22 protein-coding genes and 1 tRNA gene are annotated in these 26315 nt (G+C 53.2%); 8 read left to right on the top strand and 15 right to left on the bottom strand.

Annotated elements, in window-relative coordinates; genetic code table 11:
- Positions 1-40: 40 nt before the first annotated feature.
- From uvrB to B7988_RS14875, 4 genes are all read left to right on the top strand, one after another.
- Positions 41-2278, top strand: a complete 2238-nt coding sequence (uvrB, locus tag B7988_RS06285) for an excinuclease ABC subunit UvrB (protein WP_088657249.1) — start codon at positions 41-43, stop codon at positions 2276-2278.
- A 143-nt stretch (positions 2279-2421) separates the two neighbouring features.
- Positions 2422-3486, top strand: coding sequence for a hypothetical protein (locus tag B7988_RS06280; protein WP_088657248.1), 1065 nt, complete (start codon positions 2422-2424; stop codon positions 3484-3486).
- Between the two features lie 104 nt (positions 3487-3590).
- Positions 3591-5225: a 2,3-bisphosphoglycerate-independent phosphoglycerate mutase gene (gene gpmI / locus B7988_RS06275; RefSeq protein ID WP_088657247.1), complete on the top strand. Its 1635-nt coding sequence runs from the start codon at positions 3591-3593 to the stop codon at positions 5223-5225.
- Positions 5226-5670: 445 nt separating this feature from the next.
- Entirely contained in the window at positions 5671-6501 is an 831-nt protein-coding gene (locus tag B7988_RS14875; protein ID WP_141225582.1) for a hypothetical protein, read from the top strand.
- A gap of 33 nt (positions 6502-6534) precedes the next feature.
- Here the strand turns inward: B7988_RS14875 and B7988_RS06265 are convergent, their stop codons facing one another.
- Positions 6535-7056: a hypothetical protein gene (locus B7988_RS06265; RefSeq protein WP_141225581.1), complete on the bottom strand. Its 522-nt coding sequence runs from the start codon at positions 7054-7056 to the stop codon at positions 6535-6537.
- Between the two features lie 150 nt (positions 7057-7206).
- Between B7988_RS06265 and B7988_RS06260 the strand changes: the two genes are divergently transcribed.
- Together B7988_RS06260 and B7988_RS06255 are read left to right on the top strand one after the other, a co-directional pair.
- Positions 7207-7289: transfer RNA gene (locus B7988_RS06260), tRNA-Leu, on the top strand.
- Positions 7290-7315: 26 nt separating this feature from the next.
- Positions 7316-7744 (top strand): hypothetical protein, encoded by a 429-nt coding sequence (locus tag B7988_RS06255; RefSeq protein WP_073323078.1) that lies wholly within the window; start codon positions 7316-7318, stop codon positions 7742-7744.
- A 26-nt stretch (positions 7745-7770) separates the two neighbouring features.
- On the opposite strand, the gene B7988_RS06250 is transcribed toward B7988_RS06255, so the two are convergent.
- From B7988_RS06250 to B7988_RS06230, 5 genes are read right to left on the bottom strand one after another with little or no spacing between them, the layout of a single operon-like run.
- Positions 7771-8271: a hypothetical protein gene (locus B7988_RS06250; RefSeq protein WP_088657244.1), complete on the bottom strand. Its 501-nt coding sequence runs from the start codon at positions 8269-8271 to the stop codon at positions 7771-7773.
- 11 nt (positions 8272-8282) lie between these two features.
- Positions 8283-10079: a single-stranded-DNA-specific exonuclease RecJ gene (gene recJ, locus B7988_RS06245; protein WP_249268879.1), complete on the bottom strand. Its 1797-nt coding sequence runs from the start codon at positions 10077-10079 to the stop codon at positions 8283-8285.
- The gene (locus B7988_RS06240; RefSeq protein ID WP_088657243.1) at positions 10080-11204 is read right to left on the bottom strand and encodes an AAA family ATPase; all 1125 of its coding nucleotides are present in this window, start codon (positions 11202-11204) and stop codon (positions 10080-10082) included. It lies immediately after the preceding gene.
- Positions 11201-12574: a peptidoglycan DD-metalloendopeptidase family protein gene (locus tag B7988_RS06235; RefSeq protein WP_249268878.1), complete on the bottom strand. Its 1374-nt coding sequence runs from the start codon at positions 12572-12574 to the stop codon at positions 11201-11203. The genes B7988_RS06240 and B7988_RS06235 overlap by 4 nt, the downstream gene beginning before the upstream one ends.
- Positions 12571-13413 (bottom strand): permease-like cell division protein FtsX, encoded by an 843-nt coding sequence (locus tag B7988_RS06230; RefSeq protein WP_249268877.1) that lies wholly within the window; start codon positions 13411-13413, stop codon positions 12571-12573. Before B7988_RS06230 ends, B7988_RS06235 begins: the two co-directional genes overlap by 4 nt.
- 89 nt (positions 13414-13502) lie before the next feature.
- On the opposite strand from B7988_RS06230, the gene B7988_RS06225 reads away from it, so the two are divergent.
- Complete coding sequence (locus B7988_RS06225; RefSeq protein WP_073323071.1) at positions 13503-14510, top strand: hypothetical protein; 1008 nt, start codon at positions 13503-13505, stop codon at positions 14508-14510.
- Positions 14507-15514, top strand: coding sequence for a tRNA (adenosine(37)-N6)-threonylcarbamoyltransferase complex transferase subunit TsaD (gene tsaD / locus B7988_RS06220; RefSeq protein ID WP_073323069.1), 1008 nt, complete (start codon positions 14507-14509; stop codon positions 15512-15514). Before B7988_RS06225 ends, tsaD begins: the two co-directional genes overlap by 4 nt.
- 63 nt (positions 15515-15577) lie before the next feature.
- Here tsaD and B7988_RS06215 read toward each other — a convergent pair whose 3' ends face one another.
- From B7988_RS06215 to B7988_RS06175, 9 genes are all read right to left on the bottom strand, one after another.
- Complete coding sequence (locus B7988_RS06215) at positions 15578-17851, bottom strand: patatin-like phospholipase family protein (protein WP_170930553.1); 2274 nt, start codon at positions 17849-17851, stop codon at positions 15578-15580.
- 30 nt (positions 17852-17881) lie between these two features.
- A complete protein-coding gene (locus B7988_RS06210; protein ID WP_073323065.1) occupies positions 17882-18880 on the bottom strand; it encodes an ATPase, T2SS/T4P/T4SS family in 999 nt (332 codons plus the stop codon).
- 9 nt (positions 18881-18889) lie between these two features.
- On the bottom strand, positions 18890-20527 hold the full coding sequence (locus tag B7988_RS06205; protein ID WP_088657241.1) for an ATPase, T2SS/T4P/T4SS family: 1638 nt from the start codon (positions 20525-20527) through the stop codon (positions 18890-18892).
- A complete protein-coding gene (locus B7988_RS06200) occupies positions 20524-21327 on the bottom strand; it encodes an ABC transporter permease (protein ID WP_073323187.1) in 804 nt (267 codons plus the stop codon). Before B7988_RS06200 ends, B7988_RS06205 begins: the two co-directional genes overlap by 4 nt.
- On the bottom strand, positions 21314-22225 hold the full coding sequence (locus tag B7988_RS06195) for an ABC transporter ATP-binding protein (RefSeq protein WP_073323061.1): 912 nt from the start codon (positions 22223-22225) through the stop codon (positions 21314-21316). Before B7988_RS06195 ends, B7988_RS06200 begins: the two co-directional genes overlap by 14 nt.
- Before the next feature lie 11 nt (positions 22226-22236).
- Positions 22237-22515: a hypothetical protein gene (locus tag B7988_RS06190; protein WP_073323059.1), complete on the bottom strand. Its 279-nt coding sequence runs from the start codon at positions 22513-22515 to the stop codon at positions 22237-22239.
- A gap of 154 nt (positions 22516-22669) precedes the next feature.
- A complete protein-coding gene (locus B7988_RS06185) occupies positions 22670-23425 on the bottom strand; it encodes a geranylgeranylglyceryl/heptaprenylglyceryl phosphate synthase (RefSeq protein ID WP_073323057.1) in 756 nt (251 codons plus the stop codon).
- A gap of 137 nt (positions 23426-23562) precedes the next feature.
- Positions 23563-25203: an FISUMP domain-containing protein gene (locus B7988_RS06180; RefSeq protein WP_088657240.1), complete on the bottom strand. Its 1641-nt coding sequence runs from the start codon at positions 25201-25203 to the stop codon at positions 23563-23565.
- A 14-nt stretch (positions 25204-25217) separates the two neighbouring features.
- Positions 25218-26048 (bottom strand): TIGR02147 family protein, encoded by an 831-nt coding sequence (locus B7988_RS06175; RefSeq protein ID WP_088657239.1) that lies wholly within the window; start codon positions 26046-26048, stop codon positions 25218-25220.
- Positions 26049-26315 lie beyond the last annotated feature (267 nt).

Below are 26315 nucleotides of genomic sequence, written 5' to 3'. Positions count from 1 at the left end.
TTTTTCACTGTTCATTATTCATCAATTATTCTTATATCACATGGCTCGCGCACGCAAGACAATTACACCCGACCCGTATGCGAAACCGATAGCGAAACCGCTACCGCCCGAAAAGAGTTTGCCGGGTCACCTCAAGCAGTTCCAGTCGCCGACGCGCGCAAACTTTGAACTGGTGAGCCCTTACGGGGCAGCGGGCGACCAGCCGAAGGCCATCGAAGAATTAACGGAAGGATTCAAGCACGGCGAACAGTTCCAGACATTGCTTGGCGTCACGGGTTCCGGCAAGACATTCACGATGGCGAACGTCATCAAGAACGTGGGCAAGCCAACGCTGATTTTGACCCACAACAAGACGCTTGCGGCCCAGCTTTATCAGGAATTCAAGGCTTTCTTCCCGCACAACGCGGTAGAATATTTCGTGAGCTATTACGACTACTTCCAGCCCGAAGCCTATATTCCGCACACGGATACCTTTATTGAAAAAGACGCCAGCATCAACGACGAAATCGACAAGCTCCGCCTGCGCGCCACCGCGAACCTTTTGACCCGCCGCGACGTGATTATCGTCGCTTCCGTCAGCTGCATCTACGGTTTGGGCAGCCCGAGCGAATATTTTGACTTGATGGTGCGCATCAGACGAGGCGACGTGTACGACCGCGACAAGATTCTGCACGATTTGGTGCGCATTCAATACACGAGAAACGATTTCAGCCTAGAACGCGGCTCTTTCCGCGTGCATGGCGACGTGATTGAAATTCACCCGAGTTACGACGAAGAAGGCCTGCGTATCGAACTTTTCGGCGACGAAGTCGACCGACTTGTGCGTTTCAACATGGTCACCGGCGAAGTGACGCAAGAACTAGACGAGATGACGATTGCACCGGCGAAGCACTTTGTGACAAAGGAAGAAGGCCGCGCAGGCATCTTGCAGCGCATGCAGATGGAATTGACCGAGCGCCTCGCGGAACTCGACAAGGAAGGCAAGGTGCTGGAATCGGCCCGCCTCAGCAGCCGCACACGCTACGACATGGAAATGATACGCGAAACCGGCATGTGCAGCGGCATCGAAAACTACTCCCGCATTATCGAAAACCGCGCCCCGGGTACGCGCCCGTTTACGCTCATCGACTACTTCGGCGATGACTGGCTTTTGATGATTGACGAATCCCACGTGAGTATTCCGCAGGTGGGCGGCATGGCCGAGGGCGATAAGAGCCGCAAGACAACGCTGGTACAGTACGGGTTCCGCCTCCCCTGTGCCTTGGACAACCGCCCGATGAACTTTGCCGAATTCGAGTACATGTACCCGAAGCAGGTGCTCTTCGTGAGTGCCACCCCCGGCGATTACGAACTTACCAAGACGGGCGGCGTGGTTACCGAACAAATTAACAGGCCCACCGGGCTTCTGGACCCGAAAATCGAGATGTTCCCCATCAAGGGCCAGATGGACGTGCTCCTGTACCGCATCGAGGAAGTCGTCAAGAACGGCGACCGCGTGCTCGTCACGACCCTCACCAAGAAGATGGCGCAGGACCTCACCGACTTTTTCGTGGAAGCGGGTATCCGCGCGCGCTACCTGCACAGCGATATCAAGACGCTGGAACGCCACGAACTCATTCGCGGACTCCGCACCGGTGAATTCGACGTACTCGTGGGTATCAACCTGCTGCGCGAAGGTCTGGACCTGCCCGAAGTGAGCATGGTCGCGATCCTCGACGCCGACAAGGAAGGATTTCTGCGCAACTACCGCAGCTTAATCCAGACGATGGGCCGCGCGAGCCGTAACGTGAACGGCACGGTGCTTTTGTTCGCGGACAACATGACCGACAGCCTCGACAAGGCCATCACCGAAACCGCCCGCCGTCGCAGCGTTCAGGAAGAATTCAACAAGGAACATGGAATCACCCCGAAGTCCGTGACCCGCAAGCTGGAAGACGACCTGAGAATCAACGACCCGCTCGGCGATATCGGCGACGATTCCGTCGACGAGGACTGGGAAGACAATGGCAACGGCATCCGCCCCATGGAACCGCTACAGCCCTCCAGTAAGACCAAACGGAAGAAAAACTCCGGTAAGGGAACGGAGATGCCGTCCCCGTTCCGAGGATCATATCCACTAAGCAGCAAAGCTGCAAGTGGCTATTGTCATCAAGTGCGGCATGACAAGTCCGGGACAAGTTCGCTAGAAGACCTGGAACGTCAAATGAAAGAGGCCGCCGCACGCCTCGATTTCGAGGAAGCGGCGCGGCTTCGCGACATTATCCGCGGTATGGAATAGATTTTTATCACGAAAATCCGCTTTTTTGCGCAAAAAAGCGTGTTTTTCGCTTCATTTTAGCTTAAATTTACACTTTTTTGATTGCATTTTAGCCCATTTTTGTTTATTTTCAAGGGCAGAAAAACAATTAATGAGGAAAAATCATGATTTTTGCAAAGAAACTTATCCTGAGTTCCGTTTTCGCCATTGGCGCATTCGGTCTCATTGCTTGCGGAAGCGATAGCAAGTCTTCTACCGAAGCCGGACCGGACCAGCAGGGCGATAAAATTGTCGTTCCGGACAAGAAAGACCCCAACATCACCGTTACGGAATTTTCTTCTCGAGTCGCCGGTGACGAAATCAGATTCAAAGGCCAGTTCGGTCTGGATTTTGTCGGCGACCCTGACGCCCAGGACAACGTTTACAACACCGTCTTCACCGGCATCGACTATAAGGTCGGCAAGGGCACTGACGCAAGCAACATGGTCAATGTTGGCGTGACGGTCAACTCCAACCAGATTCTTTTCCCGACGCAGAACGCCATCGACCTGAATACCTTGACTTCCGCCTACGTGTCCGTCAACCTGACTGATCCGGCATTCACCGAATGCGGCACGTACAGCCTGATTGTTACCGTGACAGCTAACGACGGTGAAAAGGATTACCAGAGAACCGAACTCATTCCGTTCGAACGCGATGCAGCCGAATACTGCCGCACCGAAGACACGACTTCCCAGCAGCCCGTGAAGGTCGAAATTCCCATGACCTCTTGCCAGGTGGAACTTTCTACGAACGTGAATCCGGGTCTGAGCCTCTCCACCTGCACTGCAGTTCCGGCCGGCTCTCCTGCTGATATCACCTTCTCTAAGGCTGGCACCAGAAACGAACCTGAACTTGCTGCGACCACGGGCGCAGGCGTCTTTGTCACCCCGATTACCAACGGTGACCTTCCGCCGTACACCGACGACTACGAAGTGGATATGTGGCCCGAAGACATGAACGCAGACCGCTCTCCGGCAACCGCCTACGTGAGCGACTTCAAGTTCAAGGCTATCGAAGGCACTCAGCTGACCGGCATGATCCAGAGCGCCAACCAGATCTACGTCGCAAAGACCGCAGCCTACAATGCTGAAACGGGCGCAGGCTTCTTCGCGTTCGCTATTACCGAACCGACCGAAGGCAACAACGGCGACTACACCTTCAAGGTAAAGGTCTACAGAGTCCAGTAATCTGGTCTAAAACCAAGTTTAAGCCCTCCCCCCGTGGGAGGGCTTTTTTATTTACTCGGTAGATTTTCTAAATTTACGCCCGTAAATTCAAACACGGAGTAAATATGCTCAAGAAACTTTCCAACTTCCCCGGCATCAAGGGACCGGTCGTAACCATCGTGATGGATGGTTTTGGTATCACCGATAAAGTCGAAGGCAACGCCATCAAGGCAGCCCGCACCCCGACTCTCGACAACCTCTTCAAGATGTACCCGAACGTGCTCCTGAAGGCTCATGGCCGCGCTGTGGGTATGCCGACCAACGAAGACATGGGTAACTCCGAAGTGGGCCACAACGCTATCGGTGCCGGCCAGGTGTACAATCAGGGTGCAGCCCTCGTGCAGGACGCCATCGTCTCCGGCGACATCTTCGGCCGCGACGCTTGGAAGGAAATCGCCGGCAACGCCCGCGAAAAGAACACCGTCCTCCACTTCATCGGTCTCTTCAGCGACGGTAACGTTCACTCCAACATTTCTCACCTGAAGGCCATGGTTGCCCAGGCCAAGAAGGAAGGCCTCAAGAAGGTCCGCGTGCACATCCTCCTCGACGGTCGTGACGTGCCGGAAACTTCCGCTCTCGATTACGTTGGCCCGTTCGAAAAGTTCCTCGACGAACTCCGCTCTCCGGAATTCGACGTTTGCATTGCTAGCGGCGGTGGCCGTATGCAAATCACCATGGACCGTTACAACGCTAACTGGAAGATGGTGGAACTCGGCTGGAAGACTCACGTGCTCGGCGAAGGCCGCTACTTCGACAACGCTACGCAGGCTATCGAAACTCTCCGTGGCGAAACCAAGGCTATTGACCAGGACCTCCCGCCGTTCGTGATTGCTAAGGACGGCCAGCCGGTCGGTACCATCAACGATGGCGACTCCGTGGTGTTCTTCAACTTCCGTGGCGACCGCGCCATCGAAATCACCCGCGCCTTCGAAGAAGAATCCTTCAGCGAATTTGACCGCGTGCGCTTCCCGCATGTGTGCTACGCCGGCATGCTCCAGTACGACGGCGACCTCAAGCTCCCGAACCGCTTCCTCGTTCCGCCTCCGGCCATCAAGGAAACCAGCGGCGAATGGCTTTCCGAAACCGGCGTGAAGCAGTTTGCCTGCTCCGAAACGCAGAAATACGGCCACGTGACCTACTTCTGGAACGGTAACCGTTCCAGCAAGTTCGACGGCGAAACCTACCTGGAAATCGAATCTGACGTTGTTCCGTTCGAACAGCGCCCGTGGATGAAGGCTGCCGAAATCACCGACGCCATGATCGAAGCCTTGAAGAGCGGCAAGTACCAGACGCTCCGCTGCAACTTCCCCAACGGCGACATGGTGGGCCATACCGGCAGCTTCCGCGCTGCAACGATGGCTATCGAAGCCGTGGACATCGGCCTTGCACGCCTGCTCCCGGTGATTGACGCCCTCGGCGGTGTCGCCATCATCACGGCCGACCACGGTAACGCCGACGAAATGTACGAAATCGACAAGAAGACCGGCATGCCGAAGGTGAACAAGGACGGGACCTTCAAGGCAAAGACCAGCCACACCCTCAACAAGGTTCCGTGCATCCTTTACGATAACGTAACGGGTGGCAAGCTCGGTCTCAAGGAAGGCGACTGGGGTCTCTCCAACATCGCTGCAACGACCGCGAACCTCCTCGGTCTCGAAAAGCACGAGGCGTGGGACGATAGTATGTTAATCATCAAATAATTGATGATTAACATAAAACAAAATTAAAAATGGGCCCCATAAGGGGTCCATTTTTGCCACGCCTCCAAATCCTTGTTAAGAGCTGCGGCAGCCATAGGCTGGCGCATCTCTAAAAACAACGATTTCGTTCGACGAACGGAGGGCATAAAGCCCTCCTCCCGCACCATAGGTGCGGAGTCTCACGAGAAGCTTGGGACGAATCTATGTTAATCGTTAAATAAACGATTAACATAATTACGATTTCGGAATTCGGAGTTCAGAATTGTTTAATTTGGCGGCTACGCCGCGATTATTCAAATTCTGAAATCCGAAATCAAAATTCCGAATTAAAAAGGAACCCGCGAGGGTCCTTTTTTTTACAATTTGTCCATAATAGCTTCATAGTTAAATAGTCTGGCTTTCTTTTTATATATATATTCATAGTAAACAAACAAGGAGAACAATCATGTCTATTCGAAAATGCAAACGCAAACTAGCCCTGTGCATAGCATCCCTTTTTTGGGCGGCATGCGACAACGACTCTAGCAGCTCCGTAGCCCCTGTTCCCGATCCGGAAACGAACGCTTCTAACGAAGTTTCAAGTAGTTCAGAATCGCAGACAGAGACTCCTTCTAGCAGTTTCGAGGAACAACCGGCTAACCCAGACATTCAGGAACCGGCTTCGTCTAGCAGCGAAATACCCAGCAGTTCTTCTTATTTCAACCCCGATTACCCGTACACGTTAGGGTTGCACCCATCAGTTCATTGCAAGGACTCGACATTCTATGTTCCATCACCTTGTCAATCTTACCGACCAAGCTTAAAGACCGTCGTGTCTGAACTCGCTGATAACGAGGCTCTCTATGGAGTTCCTCCCCAAACGTGCGCCATCCCCGCCCGAGAAGATTCCATATTCAAATGCGATAACGGAATGGTTTATTTCAAAAAGATGGCGGCAGCCACAACAAAATCTTTCGATTTAGTCGGAGATACCATCGAACAGTGCGCCGGAAGTGATGCCAACAATCCGTGTCCTCCCGCAAAAGAATACTACACCAAGCAGGCAGAAGAAGCCGAAGCAAGCACGGAATATCCCCATAAATACAAGTTGGCTGATAATACAATCCTCAACTGTAAAGATGCTTACAAAACCAAGCTCGACACAGTGAAAGCCTACGGAGCGATGTACGACCATTGGATCAACGAATTCAAACTAAAATGTGATGACGGGAACGAGTATACAACCGATGAGTTGATGGACTTAGTTTCCAAACAGAATTCCGCTAAACCGGACTAGATTTCCAAAGGAACCCTTGCGGGTTCCTTTTTTTTATTTGCCCATCGTTCCGCGGGCGTACTCGTTAATGCAGGTGACGGCCTTACGCTTGCAGGGGGTGCTTTCGTCGTAAAAGACGACGCGGTCGTTGCGGAAGACCTCTCCGAAAATTTCCTTGCCGGCGGCGTTGCTCGCCTTGTTGTACTTGACATCGTAGAAGATGTCGGTGTCGCGGGTAACGACGCGGATTTCTACATCGATTTTGTAGGCGCCGTGTGAGCCCTTGAGCTTGAAGCCGTAAGGAACTTCTTCCATCTTGAGGAACTTGAACGTAGGCGCTTCGAAATCCAGCTGCATCCAGGAGCGGGCGCCACCCTTGTCGCGCAAGTTGAACCAACCTTCCAACGTACCTTCGGTGCTTTCGTTGGCAGATTCCATGGCCATGTTCAAGCATGCGATATAACCGTCACGGGCAAGCGAAAGGTCTTCCTTGAATTCATGATAAGTGTCCATGTCGCCATCATAGGCAAAAAGAGGGACAATACAAATAGCAACCAGAATTACAAAAAATCTCATACCATTAATGTAGAAAACAACAACAAAATACATTCATATTTGGATTGCTTCGTCGCCTTACAGACTCCTCGCAATGACGTTTTTTTAGCTAAATCCTAGCCACTGCCTACTATCGACTGCCGACTTTTTATATATTTGTGGCACGCCCGAGCCCGGGTGGTGGAATGGTAGACACTGGGGACTTAAAATCCCTTGAGGGCAACCTCGTGCGGGTTCAAGTCCCGCCCCGGGCATTAAAGGCTAAATCAGGGAGCTCCTTATGATCGAATTCTACCCGAACAGCATCTATTACCCGCGCGAAGCCGTCGAAGAAAAGCTCGCCAAGGGTGAACTCCAGAGAACCGAAAAGCACCTGATGGGCTGGACGGAACGCCACCGCGGCGAAATTTGGGATTGCGCCCGCGACGATTCCGACAATCCGTCCGACGAAATTTTGCTTGACAACCTGCGCGCCCTCTTGCTCTGCAAGGGGTCCTTGCAGCCTGCCGCCGAAATGGGCGACATGATTCGCGAAATCAAGAAAGAAGAATGGTACAGAAACGAATCGCACCACGAAGACCCCGAAGAGGTGGCCGAAGAATGGAAGGCCAAGTACTTGGTGAAGTGGCGCGAAGCTCGCATGTTCGAAGCCTTCATCTTGATCGAGAAGCGCACCGCCGAACTGCTCGCAATACTTAAGAGCAAATAAATTGAGTCTGCGCTCGGAATTCTAAATCAATATTCGGTTTCCCAAGCGATTGGGAACCAAACGACAAAGCGTCCGCTTTCACTACGCGGATAACGCCAATAGGTCTGGATTTGCGAAAGCACCAGGCCTTTAAAGTTGTTGTCGTGTACATTGGTAAAAAGGATTTCAGGCGAAGAAGCACCCAAGGAATCAAGGGTCAACTTGATCCCCATAATCGCATGGGGCGAATCCTTTTTCAAGTTCTTCTGGTTTGCCTTAAAGTAGGCGGCCGAGGCATAATGGAGGCCTGCGGCGCGGCCCTTCAGGAACCTTGCAAACTGCACGAGATCTCGGCCAGCCGTATTCTCCAGCACATAGATATCGTCTAGCGAAGGCATGATTACGCGCCCCGTAAAGCCTTCCTGTTCCACAGGAGCGGGCTCCGGTTCTGCCGGAAGAACCACCGGCGTGTAGATATGCACCTTCGAGAGCGCGAACAGCATTCCCGCAAAAACCAGAACCATGAAATAAATCGGCAAGTTGCGCATTTAAAGTTATCCTAGTCGTTTACGGTGTCGGGTTCAATGTAAGGCTCGATTGCCTTGACGCAAAGTTGCAAAGACTTGCGGTCGTTAAAGTAATTCCAAGTGGGCTCGAAAATCACCGACACGGGCTTGCTGAGCAAGCTCTTGAACTTGCGAAGCCCAAAGCCGATGGCTGGATACACGCGGCTACCCGCCTGCGAAATATCCATCTGCAAGTGTCCGCCCTTGAGTTCACGAAGTCTATGGATTTTCACGTTGTCGGCACGGAAAGTCGGGTACGGGAAATTCCCGCTGAAGGGTTCAAGCAGGTCGATAAAATCAAGGATCGAAATCAGTTGGCCATTGTTCGCCCCATTGCCGGAGCCGTAATCGCTCGGCGTCATGTACTGCGAAGCCTCGACAATCAATTCATTGAGCGAGATGCAAATATCATACGAACAAGGAGCCGTCTCGCCTTCGCATTCCTCGGTGCCGGTATAATTCTGGTTTGCCGCAGAAACTTCCAGGCGTTTGCGGAGTTCGTCGATTTTGTCGGCCGGAAGCGAGAAGCCAGCCGCATTGGCATGTCCTCCCCAGCGATCAAACAATTCACGCGATTCGAACAAGGCCTTATGCCAGTTGAAGCCCGGCACCGCGCGCGCACTCGCATGCGCCATGCCGTCTTGAATCGAAAGCACTGCTGTCGGGCGGTGGTATTCTTGCGCGAGCTTGGCGGCCACAATTCCGATGACGCCCACATGCCAGTCGTTGCCGGCAACTACAATCACCGTCGGGAGCTTGCCGCCATACATGGCCGCCATCTGGGCCTGCGCCATCTCAGTAATTTCGGCTTCTTTCTGTTTGCGTTTGCTGTTCCATTCGCGAAGTTCCGCCATCAGGGCATTCGCGGTCGCCATATTCGGGCTGAGCAAAAGTTTGAGTGCCGGATCCGGACGTTCCATACGGCCAGGCGCATTCAGGAGAGGCGCAAACTTGTACATGACATCGATGCCGCCCACGCTGCCGTGGCCCTTCATCAGGTTGCTGTACATTTCTTGCAAGCCAGGCCAATGGCTGCGTTCAATAGACCTGAGACCAGTCTTGGTAAAGGCGCGGTTCTCGGGCGTCATAGACACCAAGTCGGCAAGCGTTCCGAGCGCCACCAAGTCCAGGAACTTGGTCGGTTCGGGCATCGAAAGTCTGGAATACAGGGCGCATACGAATTTGTACGAAACGCCCACGCCGCAAAGTTCCGGATTCGGGTAAGTATCGCCTTCCTGGTGCGGGTCCAAAAGCACATCGCATTCCGGGAGTCCATCGCCCGAAGGCTGGTGGTGGTCAATAACCAGCACCGACATGCCATAGCTCTTGGCAAGTGCAATCTCGGCGTTCGCGGTAATGCCGGTGTCTACCGTAATCACGTAGCGGGCGCCCGCCTCGCGCATTTCTTCGACCGCCGAAGACGAAAGCCCGTAGCCATCGCCAAAGCGGTTCGGCAGTCTCCAATCCGATTCCAGGCCCAGTTCGGCCAGGGCACGCGTCATGAGCGTCACGGCCGACATGCCGTCCAAATCGTAGTCGCCAAAAACAAAAACCTTTTCGTGCTTTTCGCGAATGTCCAGCAGCCAGGCAACAGCCTCTTCCATTCCCTTCATCAAGAACGGGTCAAGCACGTCGCCCGCGTTACCACACAGCATGCGGTGCGCCTCGGACACAGAACAGACGCCACGAGACACTAAGAAGCGCGCCACCACATGGGGAATGCGCAAGTTCTTCGACATTGCCGAAGCCAAGCGTTCGTTCAGTTCAACGTCTGTCGTTTCTAGAGCCATTTACTTGTAGCCCTCGAACAGTTTAAGCGACAAGCTCTGCAAGCTCATGGTCGCCGTCACACGGCGTGACTCAATTCTAGACATCGTTTCTTGCACAGCGACAAGCGCAAGTTCAAGTGCCGTCGCATCGACCCGCGGAAATTTCGAGAGGCCGACAGAGGTCGTGGTTTCGGGCATACGCAAGTGCGCTCCCGCCTGCTCGCGCAACAAGTCGGCCAGCAAGAACGAAAGCACTTCCATGAATCGGTTCGCTTCGTAGGCATCGCTCAGCGAAGACTCGCTCAATTCCATAAACAAGTCGGTGTAGTTTCCCCGCAGGGAATGCACCACAAAATCAGCGGCCAGTTTGCACCAGACCTTCGCATGTTCGGCATAGTACAGCGCCTTGCCCGGCGAACCCACCGCAAGTCCAATGACGTCGTCCGTCAAAGAGGTTTCATCAAAATCTTCGCCCGCGACCCGCAAGACTTCCGACCGAACCTCGTCGTCGGAGAGCGGCAACAAGTGGAGCGCCAGGCAGCGGGAACGAATCGTCTGGAGCATCTTTTCGCGGGAATTCGTGGTCAAAATAAAATACGTGTTCGGCGGGACTTCTTCAAGCGTTTTGAGGAAGGCGTTCGCCGCCGATTCGTTCATGCGGTCCGCTTCGGCAATAATCACCGTGCGCACGCGGTCGCCCTTCATGGCGAAGCTCGATGTCATCATGCGCATCAAGTCCACCGAAATAAAGGCGCCAGTCGAAAACACGTCGACGCGATAGGGGTTCTTCTGGATTTCTTCGATGTAGGCTTTCTTGAAGTCTTCCACCGTCTTCGCCTTGCTGCCGGCAGACACGTCGTCGGAACTGCGGGCGTGGGCCTCGGCCGATTCCATGGGCACGACCCAGCCATCGGTGGCACCGCTGTCGTCGGCCATACGGCAGCCAAAGCAATGTCCGCAGGGGCGCATGTTCGGATCGGTACACTGGAGCGCCTTTGCGATTTCCATCGCGAGCCTTTTCTTGCCGATTCCGGCAGGGCCATCAATCAAAATCGCCTGCGGAAAGCGGTTCTCGCGGAGCGCCGACATCAAGCGGATGCGGGCGCGTTCTTGAGAGGCGGGACCATTTAACGTATATTCGATCATTTCTGCTTTAACCACTGCAAGGGGTCCACGGTCTGTGTACCCTCGCTCACTTGGAAGTACAATTTAATTCCATTTAGCGATGCAACATCGCCCACTTCGCCAATTTCTTCGCAATTTCGCACTTCTTTGCCCTCTTGCACGCGAATTGACTTGAGGTGGCCATAAACGGAGTAAGTTCCGCCATCGTGTTCGATAATCACCGAGGGACCGCGACCGTCGATTTCGCCCACCATGACGACAGAACCTGCCGCCGCGGCACGGACTGCATCGCCCCGTTTTCCGCGGATTTCGACACCCAGGTTACGAGTCATAATGTGAAGCACCGGGTGTTCTTGCAAACCGTATTGGCTGATGATGTTTCCCTTGAGCGGAGTGCACTTGGGACCCTTTACCGATTCGGCCACCGTGACCTTCGGTTTTTGCACCTTCTTTGCCGGCGCCTTCGTGTCTTTCTTTTTGCCCTTGTCGGCCTTTTCCTTTGCCTTGCGGGCGGCCTCGTCCTTCTTCGCCTGCTCGATTTCTTTCTTGCGTTTTTCTTCGAGCTTCTTGATAAGCGCAAGCATGGTCTTCTGGTTCTGTTCGAATTCCTTGAGGGCACGGCGCTGCATGTTCTGGTCATGCTTCAAGGTTTGCAGCATTTTTTCTTGTCCGCTCATCTGCGAGACAAGTCCCTTTTCTTCGGCAGCCTTCTTGGAACGCATCTGCTTAAGGTCAGAAAGGTGGTCGCTTTCCATTTGCTTTTTCTCGTCACGTTCTTGCACCAGCTGTTGCAAGGTTTCGACTTCTTGCTGGTCCTGGTTCAGAATGTGGTGCACCCAATACACCTGGCGGTCAGGGTTGCCTTGTTGAGTAAGCAGGCTATAAAGTACACGGGCTTCACTGTTGCGGCCGCTAACGTAAAGCGTGCGGATACGCTTTTTCATGGCCTCGCGCCTAGTCTCGATTTTACGGTCCAAGGAATCGATATCCGCCGTCAGTTGCACAAGCGCCCGTTCCAGCATGACCTCGCTCTTGGTAAGTTCCGAGAGGTAAGTGCGGGTCTGGTTCAAGTTCTGGTCGAGAATCGAAATCGTATTGAGCACGCCTTTTTCTTCGGTTTCGAGGAGGGCCAGTTCCTGGCGTTTTTTTGCAAGGTCCGATTCCAACTTCTTGAGGGCGTTTTTCTGTTCGCTAATCTGGGCATCCGTCTTCTTGGTCGCCGACTTGGAGGCGTTCTTCGACGAAGCCTTTACAGAAGCCTTCGTCGTTTTTTTGTTCGCCGTTTTAGCAGGCGCGCTCTTCGCGTTTTTTGCGGCAGGCTTTGCATAGGCGTTTTCAGCACCAAGCCCAAGCAGCAAGCAAAACAGCAAGACGACAAGACGCATCATCATTCCTGTTCATTGCGCTTAATCGAAAGGAATTCGCGCACCGTGCGGAAACTAAAATATCCCGAAAGGGCAGTGACTAAGACAACCACCAGGAACAACCCCGTTCCAAGTCCAGCCAAATTTGCAGCTACAATCGGGAAAGCATCTGCCACCGAGTTCAACACGATGGCCAAAAGAATCACGGCAATGCCACTGCCGACCAACCCCTGGAAGGCTCCCTGCAACACAAACGGGAACTCGATAAAGAAGTGGCTGCCGCCAGCGTACTTCATGTTTTCGACAAGAAGCCTGCGAGACAAAAGCGAAAGTCTGACGGAGTTGCATATAATAAGCGACAACGTAAACAGAAGCAAGACGCTAATGCAAATAGGCCAGAAGATCATACGAAACTTCCAGGCAGCAATCTTTTCGACCCATTCGACCGGAGCCTGGATTTCTTCGAAGATTTCTTCGCGGGCAAGGGCGTTCTTGACCTCGACAAGGGTGGAGGGGTTCTTGTTCTCTTCGTCAAGAGTCACCCTGAAAAACGGCGGGATGGGGTTCCCTTCGACCAGGTCGAGCATTTCGCCCGAAAAATGCCTGCGAAAATCGGCCAAGGCAGAATCGGCGCTCACAAAGGTCACGGAATCCACGAACTTGGTGTGTTCCAGGCGGTTCTGAATCACCTTCAGGGAATCTTCGCTGACCGATTCCGGCAAAAAGGCTTCAATGGCATACAGGTTCTTTTCCATCGAAAGAACGCGCATGACCGCCCCGAAAGCGGTAAACGAAGCAGCCAAAAGCAGCGAACACAGGAATATGGTGGCAAACGACGGTAAAATCACCGTGCGGTGCTGCCGCATTCCGCGAAAAGATTCCGATATTAAATAGCCAAGTTGTCCGAGCACGGAGTGAATTATAACTAAATTTTAGGCAGTCATTCGAGAGTTCTATGGGAAACATCGTTCTAAAAATAACCGCACTGATATTTGGCATAGCCCTCTGGTTCCTGGTGATCTCGCAAAAGGATTTCCAGCTTTCGGTGAACGTGCCTTTGAACTTTGTGAAACTCCCCGAAACCATGGCAATTGCCTCGAAACCGCCGCATAGTTTGCATATTACGGTCGAAGGCAAGTCGTGGGATTTGATCCGTTTGAACAACCTGGTAAGCGACCCCAAGCAGAATTCCATCGCCATGGTCGTAGACCTGCAGCAAGCCGAACTGGGCGCAAAGCGCATTCACCTGGACAGCAAGAACTTTGTAGCCGCCGGCTTTCCCGACATCCGCTTTGTAGAACCCGAAAACCAGCTTCTGTTTGTCGACCTTGATATCGATACCCGCATCACTAGAAACGTCCCTATCAAGTCTATCGCGACATTCACGGCGGCGCAGGGCTACCTGATTGCAGACGAGCCCACGATCACACCCGAAGAACTGCTGGTATCTGGTGCCCGCAACGCGCTCACCCGCATTATCGATATTCCGACCGATTCGTCTTTCCACGACACGCTGCGCGCAAGCCAGGAATTCACGATTCCACTGGATTTCAGCATGCTCCCGGCATTCGTTTCGCCCAGCGATTCCTCGGTCAAGATTACGGTGAACATCCAGAAGATGGCCACCCGTACATACGACAGCATACCCGTAAGCCTGATCGGATTTTTCGACAGGAGCATTTACTCTCTGGAACCCAAGACCCTTTCGGTCGAAATTACTGGCGGCGAAACCGTTCTTGATTCGATTACCTCGCACAACATTGAACTGGCGATGGAATTCAACCGATTCGCCATCGAAGACGCCGACAGCCTTTCGCCGACCGTCAAGCTTTCGCTCCCGGCCCAAATCAACCGCGAAATGTCTATCAAGGCAATCCAGTTGAAACCCGAAAAGGTAACGCTCCGCAAAAAAGAAACAAAGCCTGCCGCTCCCGCAGACTCGCTTGAAGAGGTTGCTCCATGATCTGGCTTGGAATTGAGTCCAGCTGTGACGAAACCGCCTGTGCCGTACTGCAAGACGATCCTGTAAAAGTCCTTTCGAATCCGCTCTACAGTCAAATTGACGAACACGCCCTCTATGGCGGTGTCGTTCCCGAAATTGCCGCACGCGCACACCTACAAAAGATTTCCCCGATAGCAGAAGCCGCCGTCAAGGAAGCCGGCATCGAACTCAAGGATATTGACGCTATCGCCTACACCACGGGCCCGGGCCTTATGGGACCGCTCCTGGTAGGCGCAAGCTTTGCCAAGGGTCTCGCCCGCGACTTGCAGATTCCGGCTTATGGCATGAACCACCTGGAAGGCCACCTGGCCGCTGCCTGGCTCACGCACCCCGAAATCGAGCCGCCGTTCTTGACGCTTACCGTTTCGGGCGGTCACACGGAACTTGTGCTCGAAGAGCCTGGCTTTAAGTACACAAGCATCGGCCGCACCCGCGACGATGCCGCCGGCGAAGCCTTCGACAAGTGCGGAAAACTGCTCGGCCTCAAGTACCCCGCAGGCGCAACCATCAGCCGCCTCGGCAAAGATGGCAACCGCAAGTTTGTAGATTTTCCGCGCGCGCTCCATGTGCACGACAACTGCGAATTCTCTTTTAGCGGCTTAAAGACGGCCGTACTCCGCTACACCGAAACGCACGATCCGGAATTCATCCAGAAGAACATCGGCGACATCTGTGCCTCCTTGGAAGACGCCATTGTCGATAGCCTCGTCACAAAGACGATCACCGCCCTCAAAAAGACCAAGATGAAAACACTCGTGGTCGGTGGCGGCGTAAGCGCCAACGCTTGGCTCCGCACACGCTTGCAAGATTACTGCGACAAGCACGGAATCCTATTCTGCATTCCGGAACGCAGTCTGAGTACCGATAACGGCGCCATGATTGCGGCAGCCGCTATCCGCCGCAAACTGCAAGGCAAGCTGACCTCGGTCAACGAAGTCAAGCCCTGGATGCCGCTCGCTATTTAATTCGGAGTTCGGAGTTCGGAATTCAGAGTTTAGAATTCGGAGTTTGGATTTTAAACTCCGAGATTAGAAACTGTAGTCACCAACACGGACAAAGTAATTGTATCCGCTCAGGTGAGTCAAATCACCAAATGTCCCGTAACCCACCACGCGGCTTAAGCCCGCATACAGGGTAACCGACTTGTACGCAAAGCGCAGCGCCGGCTCAAGCACGAACTTGTCCGCATCCAGATCCGCATATGGGCTATCTTCAAAGTCGTGGTAGTAAGCGCCAAAAATCCATGCACCCAGATAATCGCCATGGAACCCGCCATTCAAGCGCACCATGGCATATTCATGCGAAGAAAGTTCCGGATTGTACCATTCGGTGGACCAAGGTGTCGCCGCCGCATGCTGGCGGTACGCTACATCCAGCGGGGGTTTGTCAAAGGATTTCGGCGAGACATAGCCATGACCTTCGTCATGGTAACGTTCGATGGCACCCGCTGCCGCAGCCGTCAAAGTCACAAAGCGCACTGGCGAAATCGTGTAGCGCGCATCGGCCAAAAGCTTCCAGTAAATGGGCACCACATCGATAATGCCGTCGTCATAGCCAATCGATTCAAAGCCGCCCCAGACATTCAAGGCATAGCCGTTATTCGCAAACCAGTTGTCGTCTTCGCCATTCAAGTAGCGGTAATGCAACATCGGCGAAACCGGATACGCCTTCATTTCGCGGTTACCATAGTAGGCAGAATCCAAATCATAATACCTGGAACCGAACCTGAATTCCGCCGAAACACGCTGGCGGCTATCAACCGTATACAAAAGGTCCATCATCAAGTCGCTACGTTCTTCCGACAAAATGCGTAGCCAGCGATGAGTGTTGCCGTTAAAGCCCTTCAGCGGCACAAGCTTCAAGTAATCGTAACCGAACTGCAAATCCCAATGGCGGTTCCACAATTTCGAAATATTCAAACGCGGGCGGAACCCGTAAGAATGTTCACCCCAGAACCCGGCCATCACCAATTCAATTTCGACATGATCCACATAATGAACAGACGCCTCTCCGTACAGATTCGGACCAAACGCATTCGAACCGAATCCGCCCACGGCAAAATCGACAACCGGCTTCACCGAAGATTCCACCGTAACATGCCCGCTCGGGCGCATGTTCAAATCCAAGGAATCGTACGCCGGATTCTGCAACAGGTTCAGCGCAAAATTTTCGGGCGCCACCATTCCCGTATCCGACTCGAGCCAGTACGACTTTACCGCATTCTGCACTTCAGACGAAAGGCTGTCATACGAGGGTTCAAATTTGAACCAAGGCATCGCTCCTTTTTGGTCCGCAGAATAGGCGTGACGACGTCCATTAAGCACCTTGAAGCTGCCAAGCTGTTTCTCGAACGAAGTGAATCCGGACTGGATCCACGCCGCGCGAGCGGTATCGAGAATCGTATGTGCGCGCACAATGATTCCCGGCTGGCTTGCCAAAATCTCAGAGGCGTGCCGCTTAATCAAGCGGGTTCGTTCATCGCCCACAATCGGGGCGCGCAGCGGGTCTGCGACAACAATAATCGAAAGTTCCTGCGCATTGTCTTCAATCGGCATCGCGTAATACGGGCAAAGTTCACCCGATACATTCTCCGAGGAATCTTTCGGACTTTTCCACAGCGGAAGCGAGGCAATTACCTCTTGCGTCGAATTTCCGACAACGACAGCCTTGCCCGATTCGCAAGACTGTACTGCAAACGGAATCTGAATCCTGGAACGCTGGCGGTAAAGACTTTCTTGAAAGCGGAGCTTTGCAAGAGAGCGCACCACCTGCATGGAATCTGGCGTGAGCGATTTAGAATCGCTATGCACCGAGAACGCCGAATCCATGGTCAGCGCAAAACGCTTGCGCATCGAAGGAATTCCCGAAACCGAAATCGGAAGCTCGTAAGAATCCACCTCGCGATACCCCGCCTTGTTTGCGGGGGCCGCAAGGTCATGGCCCACGAAAGGAGCAATTGCCGAGTCCAGCATAATCTTCTGGATATCATCGAGCGGAACGCCGCGAGTCCAGAGAGCCGCCATCCAGGCGCCCCAAGAAGTCGCGACCACGGAATCTACCGGAATGCCGTATTCTTCAATCGCATAGAAAACGCCCAGCTGGAACCATGGCGACCGTTCGCCACCGCCCAGATACAGGACCGTTTTGAGCGAAGAATCCGGCTTTGCCGCAACCGCTCTTGCAACCGTATCTGCCGCCGCAATCGAATCTACCGAGGCTTTCAGCAAATCAAGCGACGGTACATTCCCAGCAGAGCCTTTCTCGGCAGAGAAAGCCCCTGTTACGCATAGCGCAATTATCACTATAAATTTGCCTAACCCATTCCGCACAAATTACCCTAAGCGAGCCGGATTTGAAACAACGCGAACGGCGTCGTCCGGAGAAACATAGCCAGCCTTTACAAGTTCTGCAAGGCAATCGTCCATAAGCATCATGCCTTCGGATGCCGAGGCCGCAATAATCGAGGGCAGCGCATAGTATTCGCCGCTACGAATCTTGGATGCCACGTTCTGCGTGCCGTAAAGGATTTCCCAAGCAGGCACAACGCCCTGGGCACCCGGCAGCAAGCGCTGCACCACCACCGCCTTCAAAACAGAGGCAAGCATGTTGCAGGCCATGTCACGGTTCTCGAGCGATTCCGACGAAAGCAGCGCATCCAGCGCGCCCACGGCGTTACCCGCCGTCACGGTAAGCACCACGAGGGCGCCCGCTTCGGCAGCGCGCAAAACTGGAATCAAGGACAGGCCTTCGAAATTGCCAAGCCAAATCAGGTCGATTCCGCTGCGAAGCGCCTGTTCCAGCTTTTCAGGAATCGTACCCGTCGAATTTTCAAGAACCAGGCTGTCGCCTTGTTTCACAGGCATTTCGGCTTCTTGGTCCAACAGGCTCACGCGCAAAATACCCGACTGGCAAAGTGCAGACACGTAAGCCGTACCCGTCGTCGTTTTTCCGCTGCAAGCAGGGCCACTGAACACGACCAATCCCGAACGCATGCCGAGCAAGTTCATCATGGATTCCGGCACGCCAAGCGCCGTAAAGTCCGGGCATTCATCGAGCACCGGGCGGAAAATTGCGGAGCTACCCAAAGCAGTACGGTTGTAGCGCACCCGCCACTTGGAACCACACCAAGGGCCACCCATGACCGTACCCGATTCGCCTTCCATGGAATTCAAGAAGTTACGAAGCGAGCCCGTTTCGACAGCAGGAGCATCGGGAATGGCACAAACCTTCCCCGCCAAGCGCACTGCAGAGGCTGCACCCTCGGTAATCACCAGTTCGGAGGCGCCCACATTCAGCGTATATTCCAGCAAAGATTCAATTTCTGTAGCCATAATATCCTCTTAGTTCTGAACCCTGTAAGCGGCGAAACGGCGACTATCGCAGGCGCGTTTCCACGCCTCGGCACCTTCAATGTAGCCCGATTCCACGCACTTCTGCAAGGAATCGTCAAGCGAAATGCCCTGATCTTTCTGGCTGCTGATCGAAGCGGACAGCTGCGAGATTTCTCCGCGGCGAAGCATGTTCGCCATCGTTGAATTCATCTTGGCGGCTTCGACAGCAAGCACCTGGCCCTGATTCTGCACAATCGGAATCAAGTGCTGCACAATGATTCCCTTGAGCTGTTCGGCCAAGGAATTCGCAAAGGCCGTGCGTTTTTCGGCAGACACCGACGAAAGCAAGCGAGAAAGCAGAGCGTGAATGTTGTTGCCCGTCGTCACCGCGAACACCAAGGCGCCCGCGTTCGAAGCACGCAACAGCATCGAAAGTTCATCCAGAGTTTCGAGATAGTCGAACAGAATCACGTCGGCACCGCTCTGCATCGCAAATTCCACGCCTTCGATACCCGAGCGCACATGCAAACCGACTTCGCGCTGGGCAATCGCGCCGCGCGGATTCTGGAGCACACGTTCTATCGGTTTTTCAATCGTCTGAATGTAAACGTCGCGGTTAGCGGCAATGGTTTCGGCGAAAGTCGAAATCGTCGTGGAGCGACCGCTTGCGGCAGGGCCTGCCACAAGCACAAGGCCACTATTGAGTTCCACAAACTGATTGCAGAACGCAGGCAAATACAGGTTTTCGAGCGTAGTCGATTCTTGGGGAATCACGCGAATCGACACACTTGGATTCGTGTCGTTCCACGTGACCGTCATACGGGCGCGGCCAACACCGGCAAGACCGATTGTCTTGCTAAAGTTCTTGCCGACTACAATCTTGTAGCCGTCCGAAAAACCCTTGGAAGCTTCGTCTAGGCGTTCGTTAATGCGCGACAAATCCAAGGCGTCGTCCGAGGCCACAAAGAGTGCGCCCGACTGGCGCATGACAACCGGGCGGTCTGCGTACAGGTAGATATCCGTCGCACCGAACTTGCGGGCAAAAGCGATAATCTGCGACAGGTTCGTCATCGGGCGAATCTTTTCGGGAGCTTCTACCGGAGCGCCCTCACCTGTCAAAATCGCAAAGCGGCTCGGCAATTTTTCGGAATCTTCGCCCGAAGTTTCTTCTTCGGCCTCGGCCTGCACTTGCACCGTGCTGATGCTAGTCGATTCCAAGCCCGCGACCGCTTCGACTTCCACATTGGAGGTCGAGACTTCGCCATACAGGCTACTGTTGCCTTCGATCTGCAAGCCTTCGGACTGCGCTGGCTGCGGTGCAGCAGGCGCAACAGACGGTGACGATGCCGGAGGCGCTTCAAAGCGCGCGGTCGACTGTTTTTGCGGAGCAGCAGGCGCGGCATTAGCGGGCGCCGTACTTGCAGGTGCTGCAGCCGGAGCAGTACCGCCTTCGGCGGCGACCTTGGCCTCTAAATTCTTGACAAAGGCGAGCACCTTGATGTACATCGGAGGCGGGAGGATTCCTGCATCCACCAGCACCTGGCCAATATCTTTCTTGTCGGTAATTTCACCCCAGTGGGCTTTAACCTGAGCTTCAGTAACGACCTTGTTATGCACAAGGACTTTTGCCATGTACTGGTTTCTCATAGGAAGTCCCTCCGGCTAAACCACCAGCTTGCAATCGCAAGGAATACGCCGATGTAGCCTAGCGCATAAATGCTATTCCAGAATACGTACATATCGGGGAGAGCCACGCCGTGCACCACGTAAGTCGTCACGTTGTAGCGGTAAAGCCCCGGGAAGATTGCGTGAATGACTTCGGCGGCCTTCTGGAACAGCATGCTCGATGTTCCGTTCAGTTCGCCCATACGGGTCGCAAAGCGCACCTGTTCCAAAAGTTGGTCGCTCAAGTGGCCCGCAAAGTAAACACCCAGCGTAAACAGCGCACTGAGCACCGTGCTGCTAAAGCTGCTGAACAAAAGCGCCACCGCAATCACCACCGCCATCTCGCAGAAAATCAGGTAGATAGCCGTAAGCAGGCTAAGTGTGGGAGCAGAACCCGTGAGGAACAGCATCACGTAGTAGATGGCCGTCAAAAGCATCAGGTGAACCGCCACCACCGCAAGCAAGCCAAAGTACTTGCCCACAATAAACGAGGCGCGGCTAATGGGCTTCGAGAGTAGCGTAAGCACCGTACGGCGCTGGATTTCCTTTTGCACCAGGCTAATGCCCACGAAAATCGAAATCAACAGGCCCGAAAGGCTCATCACCGAAAGCGTCGTCGACTTGATCACGTAAGCGCGGTCGAACACCGACCATTCGCCAAGCACAATGCTAAACAAGGTAAGCGCAATCGCCAAAAAGCCGATGTTATAGAGAATCTTGTCGCGAATGGATTCGCGGAACGTATTGAGGGCAATGATGCCGATATGCTTAAGCGTCTGCACGGGCAATCTCCTCTGTTAAAATATCTTCGAGACTCGGGCGCTTGTGGTCCATGCGCTCGACAGCAATTCCTTTTTCCAGGCAGTAACGCAACAGGCGGTCGCGGGCGGCATCGTCGGCGCACACGCATTCCTGCGGATGGCCAGCGGGACTAACACCTTCGGGCAGTTCAGCCTGCGGAATCGCTTCGCGGGTACGCACGTGGTATTCCACGCCGCAGGATTCCGTAATCTCGTCGACGGTTCCTTCGCGCACGATCTTGCCATCGACAATCATCGCGACCTTATGGCTAATGCTTTCCACGTCGCTCAGCAAGTGGCTCGAATAGAAAATCGTCACTCCCGTGCGGTTGAGTTCCATAATGGCTTCGCGCACGTCGCGGCGGCCCATCGGGTCAAGACCACTCATGGGTTCGTCCAAAATCAAAAGTTTCGGCTTGCCAAGAATCGCCTGGGCAATGCCCACGCGCTGCATCATGCCCTTGGAATATGAACGCAGGCGACGGTCAATCCAGTCCTTGTTCGCATGCAGCAGGTCCAGCGACCAGTCGATGCGCTTGTCCAGTTCGGCACCAGAAAGCCCCACAAGCTTGCCGTAAAACTGCAACAGTTCGCGGCCTGTCAAATAATCGTAGAAGTACGGCTGTTCCGGCGAATAACCGATAAACTGGCGGCTCTTCACATTGCGCGGAGAAATTCCGTTCACCAGCACCTTGCCCGAATCAAAATTCAAAAGGCCCGTCAGCACCTTGATAGTCGTAGACTTGCCCGCGCCGTTCGGCCCGATAAAGCCATACACCTGTCCCGGTTCTACGCTAAAACTCACATCCTTAAGCGCAAGCTTCGGTTTCATCAAGAAACCGCTGCGGTACGTCTTATGCAAATGTTCAATCTTAATCATAAACAACCCAATCACTTGTCCGAATCGTCGGACTTTTTACCAAAGGCACGTTCCGAGGCTTCCTCAATTTCCCTTTTGCGGCGTTCTTCCCTTTCTTGCTTCTTGATAAAGAAATGGATAATCGCACCCACGGCGTAGCATGCCACGCCGGTATAGAACAGCGGATTGATCGATTGGCCCTCGAGACCGGGGAAGATATTCAGGACAATGCTGTGTCCGAAAAGCATCAAAAGCACTAACACAAAACCCAGCGCACGGAGCACATAAGTCACAATCACGAGTTTTTTCATAGATACCTCAAAACAGCACCTTTCGGTGCCTCTTTCTTTATAAAGAAAAATACACAAATATTTGAGTAAAGGAAAAGCCGCGCCCCAAAAAAGCCTATAAAATAGGAGATGCCGGCTCGGGGGCCGGCATGACATTTAAAAAGAGCGAAGTTTTTTAGCCCTTCACGTGGATTGCGGCGGCGAATTCTGCCAGCAACTTCGGGTCTTCGACCTTTTCCCAAAGCGTGCCGGTCACGATGATGTTCGCGCCGGCAGCCACGCGAACTGCTGCAGTCTGCGGGTCCTTGATTCCACCGCCGGTAATGATGGTCATCTCGGTCGCCTTGCGGGTATAGGCGATGTGTTCCACGGGTACGGGCTCTTCGGCGCCGCTGCCCGCTTCCAGGTACACGTAACGCATGCCCATGAGTTCTGCCGCGATGGAGTTCACCATGCTGAGCTTGGGCTTGTTCGCGGGTACGGGCATGGTACCGCTGATGTATTCCACCGTCGTGCGCTTGCCGCTGTTAATCAGCTGGTATGCCGTCGGGATGGCTTCCATGTTGAGCGCACGCACGAGCGCGCCACCGCGCACCTGCTCGTCAATGAGGTAGTTCGGGTTGCGGCCGCTCACGAGGGTCATGAAGAGCATCGCGTCGAAACCGGGAACCACCTGCGAAGCGCCACCCGGGAAAAGAACCACGGGCAGGTCCACGTTGGCCTTGAGGGCCGCCACCTGCTTAGGGAGCGTGAAGTTACCCAGATAAGAACCGCCCACCAGAAGCAGGTCGGCGCCGTTCTCGGCGGCCATCGCACCCGCCTTCACGAACGCGGCCTCGTCGGATGTATCGGGGTCGAGCAGCACGGCAAAAAGCGCACCGCGTTTCTCGATTTCAGCGTTCAGGCGAAGTTCAGTCTTCCCAGGTTTCATACAATTCCTTTTCTTGCGTCTACTCCGCAAGATACCATAAAGATACATTATTTGTTTCCTCCATGCCACAAAAAAAGTAAAGAAGGCGGGCCGAAGCCCACCTTCTCGTTCTCTCGTTGTTCTCTACCCCAAATTCGCTATTCGTCCTTGATGCAGCGCACATTCAACTGGATAATTCGGTCAGACCACAGCGCACGTTGCTGTACGAGCCATTTTCCATAGCTTTCGAACATGATCATCGATGCCCGAGGGTTCGAATACGCGCTATCGGGCTTTACCGCATAATAGGTCCAAACTTCCTTGCCGCCATCTTTCGAGGTCACGTTTCCAAATCCAGCGGCAAACAAGTAGTCCGCAAGTGCATAAGCTTCAAGATCCAGCGATTCCTTGACAAAGCCAAACATTTTCTCCCAATCGTTGCCATTCGGAAGACGCCAGCCATCAGGGCAAACACCCTGATAAGTTCCAGTGGCCTTTTCAACAGAATCGATTGCGGCCATCATTCTATCGTAGTTGATGTTATTGCCCATGGCATGCAACGTATCGCAAAGTGACGGCACCTCGCTTTCTGCCAGACATTCATCAAGCGACACCATCACAATCGAGGTATCCAGCGCAAGCACTTCGGACAACGAGTAATAACCATTGGGGCTGTTGAACATCAGGTTTTCACCAAACCATGTCTGCGTTCCGTTTTCCAAGGTGTACGTCACCGTCTTGTATGTCTTTCCGTCGCGTTCGTCAGTCATAGAGCCCGCAACATAGGGAGCCTGCCTGACCGAAGTTGTCCACTTTTTCGACGTACAGACAAAGTTGAACAAGACACCCGAATTTTCAATAACGGCACCTTCTTTTTCCGCAGTACATTCTTCCAGGCCCTGCATAAGAATCGCAAAGTTCGTATTGATTTCTTTGGACAGCTCGGACATTTTCAAAACGCCTTGGGCGTCTTCTTTCACAATAGTATTCAGTTTGCTAAACGACCATGCGGTAAAAAGTTTTTTCGTCTCTTCGTCAATATTGTCAAACGTTCCGTCTTCGCCAAACTTTTGCGCCAACGATTCAACGCTGGATTTGCTCAAAGATGGGCCCAAGTACAAACCCACAAAGTTCAGGACATCGACAACATCAGAATCTGCAGCATGTTCATTCTTTTCGAAATTGAATGGAACACCCTCGATTCCAAACGCCGCGAGAACTTCCCTGTCAGCCTGCGCTTTTGCTTCGGCAAAGGTTTTACCCGAATTCACCAGATAGCGCAAACGGTAAGCTTCCAAGTAGGTCATTACATTGACATTCACATTCCTAGTCTCGCGCAAATCCACTATGGCCAGATACGGGACATAATCCTTGTACCAGATGCCGTCGTACCAATCATCACTATTTCGATTGGGGTGAATTTCGAATTGCGCATACGGACTGTTAAAAGTAACGCTGTCGATTTCGAATTTTCCGGATCCATTTATAAAGGCGCCTTCATAAACAACTCCCGTCGTATCCAAAGTCGACGAATCCAATTCGAACACCTTCATCAGCGATACATTAAGCTGAATTGATGTGTTCTCATCGTATTCATTACCGTTCGGAGTGACAAGCGAAGGCATATTCGCCATTTTGCCACCCACCGAAATATCGGCAAGCACCGGAGTCAAGCCGGTCTCTTCGGCAGAGCCGCCCATCACGGTGTCGGGTTTACTGTCATCCGTGGAACATGCCGCAAGAGTCAAGGCGAATAGCACCGCCGCTTTGCAGACCATTTGTCTTTTTAAGTTGTTCATGAGTCCTCCTCGTTTTATTTTTTTAAACCCTTGATGTTTGTCATCGGGAAAAACTGCATGTTCAAGCGGTACACTTCATCGACAGCAGAATCCCTAGTCGCAATAGCAATGATGCGCTTGCGGCATTCAGCAATTTCTTGCACAATTTCGTCATAAGCTTCGTGCGTAACGCCCAGCGTAACACCCGAAAAATGCCGTTCCGCTTGCGGAACTCCCTCGATTGCGTCAAGGGCGAACTCGCCCATTTGGCGGTGCATCCCGCGAACGGCGACAGGCGTTACTTCCATAGGGCCAGTCGTCACCGACTTTTCGGTTTGCGTATAGTTGCCGGCATCGTCTTTTTGGAGCAGGCCCGCCTTGACCAAGAAATTCAAGGTTTCGCTCACCTCGGCCGCCGTTATCTTTTCACGGCAGGCATGGGCAAGGGCCAAGGGTTTTGCCCCCGGCATGGCAGGAGCGAGTTCGCGGATGACCGGATTTTTCCAGTCACTGAAAAAACGGAACGAATCCCCTTCCAGGACCTTCGCCTTGTGCGCCTCGGCAATCGAAATCATCTTGCCGTAAGCGGCCTTCTTTTCGGCATCCGTTTTTGCATGGTCGAACTTGACCAGCTCCACGAAGAAGTCGCACTCGTAATCAGCAAGCTTCATAGCCGTAGCCACACGCACGGCCGTTGCTTCGCCCAGATTATAGCGTCCCTCACTTACATATTTAAGGAAAATCGACGAGGAAAACCCCGCCAAGGTTGCGAACTCCTGCCAGCTAAACGCGGATTTCGCCTTTCGTTCGGCGTAGTAATCCGCAATATACTGACGGTAGCTCGTATATTCAAGTATATCTTTCATTTGTCCTCCTCTTAACCCCCGAAACACCGGTCCAAGCTAAGTTCATTCTAAATATAAACAAAGATTTTTAAAAAATCAATAGTTTTATGACATAAATTTTATGTTTTCAGCAAAATTTCAAACATTTTTCTATTTTTATCAAAAATTAGCAATTTTTACGACATAAAACATTTCTTATGCAGAATGCCGAGCGGAGGCAACAGACCGATAGTCTATTGTCGGAGCGAAGGACGAACAACGACTCGCTTTTCCTTTTGGAGTTCTCAT

Origin of the sequence: Fibrobacter sp. UWB1, assembly GCF_002210325.1 — a bacterium.
In the GTDB taxonomy this organism is placed as follows: Bacteria; Fibrobacterota; Fibrobacteria; order Fibrobacterales; family Fibrobacteraceae; genus Fibrobacter.
Note: the sequence above shows the minus strand (reverse complement) of the source record. Positions and strands in the feature narration are given on the sequence as shown.

What these genes read in the sequence shown, in the direction of transcription:
- B7988_RS06205 (WP_088657241.1), bottom strand. Translation starts at nt 20,527, where the DNA reads ATGAGAAACCAGTACATGGCAAAAGTCCTTGTGCATAACAAGGTCGTT.
- B7988_RS06185 (WP_073323057.1), bottom strand. Translation starts at nt 23,425, where the DNA reads ATGAAACCTGGGAAGACTGAACTTCGCCTGAACGCTGAAATCGAGAAA.
- B7988_RS06175 (WP_088657239.1), bottom strand. Translation starts at nt 26,048, where the DNA reads ATGAAAGATATACTTGAATATACGAGCTACCGTCAGTATATTGCGGAT.
- B7988_RS06255 (WP_073323078.1), top strand. Translation starts at nt 7,316, where the DNA reads ATGATCGAATTCTACCCGAACAGCATCTATTACCCGCGCGAAGCCGTC.
- B7988_RS06240 (WP_088657243.1), bottom strand. Translation starts at nt 11,204, where the DNA reads ATGATCGAATATACGTTAAATGGTCCCGCCTCTCAAGAACGCGCCCGC.
- B7988_RS06225 (WP_073323071.1), top strand. Translation starts at nt 13,503, where the DNA reads ATGGGAAACATCGTTCTAAAAATAACCGCACTGATATTTGGCATAGCC.
- B7988_RS06280 (WP_088657248.1), top strand. Translation starts at nt 2,422, where the DNA reads ATGATTTTTGCAAAGAAACTTATCCTGAGTTCCGTTTTCGCCATTGGC.
- recJ (WP_249268879.1), bottom strand. Translation starts at nt 10,079, where the DNA reads ATGGCTCTAGAAACGACAGACGTTGAACTGAACGAACGCTTGGCTTCG.
- B7988_RS06235 (WP_249268878.1), bottom strand. Translation starts at nt 12,574, where the DNA reads ATGATGATGCGTCTTGTCGTCTTGCTGTTTTGCTTGCTGCTTGGGCTT.
- gpmI (WP_088657247.1), top strand. Translation starts at nt 3,591, where the DNA reads ATGCTCAAGAAACTTTCCAACTTCCCCGGCATCAAGGGACCGGTCGTA.
- B7988_RS06195 (WP_073323061.1), bottom strand. Translation starts at nt 22,225, where the DNA reads ATGATTAAGATTGAACATTTGCATAAGACGTACCGCAGCGGTTTCTTG.
- uvrB (WP_088657249.1), top strand. Translation starts at nt 41, where the DNA reads ATGGCTCGCGCACGCAAGACAATTACACCCGACCCGTATGCGAAACCG.
- B7988_RS06230 (WP_249268877.1), bottom strand. Translation starts at nt 13,413, where the DNA reads ATGCGGCAGCACCGCACGGTGATTTTACCGTCGTTTGCCACCATATTC.
- B7988_RS06190 (WP_073323059.1), bottom strand. Translation starts at nt 22,515, where the DNA reads ATGAAAAAACTCGTGATTGTGACTTATGTGCTCCGTGCGCTGGGTTTT.
- B7988_RS06210 (WP_073323065.1), bottom strand. Translation starts at nt 18,880, where the DNA reads ATGGCTACAGAAATTGAATCTTTGCTGGAATATACGCTGAATGTGGGC.
- B7988_RS14875 (WP_141225582.1), top strand. Translation starts at nt 5,671, where the DNA reads ATGTCTATTCGAAAATGCAAACGCAAACTAGCCCTGTGCATAGCATCC.
- tsaD (WP_073323069.1), top strand. Translation starts at nt 14,507, where the DNA reads ATGATCTGGCTTGGAATTGAGTCCAGCTGTGACGAAACCGCCTGTGCC.
- B7988_RS06250 (WP_088657244.1), bottom strand. Translation starts at nt 8,271, where the DNA reads ATGCGCAACTTGCCGATTTATTTCATGGTTCTGGTTTTTGCGGGAATG.
- B7988_RS06180 (WP_088657240.1), bottom strand. Translation starts at nt 25,203, where the DNA reads ATGAACAACTTAAAAAGACAAATGGTCTGCAAAGCGGCGGTGCTATTC.
- B7988_RS06265 (WP_141225581.1), bottom strand. Translation starts at nt 7,056, where the DNA reads ATGAGATTTTTTGTAATTCTGGTTGCTATTTGTATTGTCCCTCTTTTT.